This window comes from Polaribacter sp. BAL334 (assembly GCF_015767435.1).
Lineage (GTDB): Bacteria > Bacteroidota > Bacteroidia > Flavobacteriales > Flavobacteriaceae > Polaribacter.
In genome coordinates, this window is sequence record NZ_JADWOV010000307.1 from 1 (window position 1) to 352 (window position 352).

Consider the following 352-nt stretch of genomic DNA (forward strand, 5'->3'; position numbering starts at 1 on the left):
AAATTGATTTTAGTTAATGCACTCTCTACTTCACTCCGTTTGAATCTTTTTTTGTTTGCTATACGATAAGCAGTTAAAATTTTTCTTTTAGTCCAATCATCAACTGTGACCAGAGAAACTGAAAGTATTTTTGCAACTTCATTTCTTGTGATCCAAATTGTTTGTTCTTTAGTTTGTTGTTTGCCTGATAAATCAACAAATAAATCTCTTATTGTTTTTGAAATACTTTGAACTAAATCTTCATCAGAAATATGATGGTGGATTTGGGTTACTTTTTTTGCGTCCATAAATTATATTATTATTTACGGCAAATTTCAAACATCTATTTTCAGAATATATTCCCTGAAAATGT

Annotated in this window: 1 protein-coding gene; it reads right to left on the bottom strand. The window is 28.1% G+C overall.

Going from position 1 to position 352, the window contains the following annotated elements:
* The coding region (locus IU405_RS11565) for a helix-turn-helix domain-containing protein (protein WP_197438772.1) at nucleotides 1-287 on the bottom strand (287 nt) is incomplete at its 3' end.
* Nucleotides 288-352: the final 65 nt, after the last annotated feature.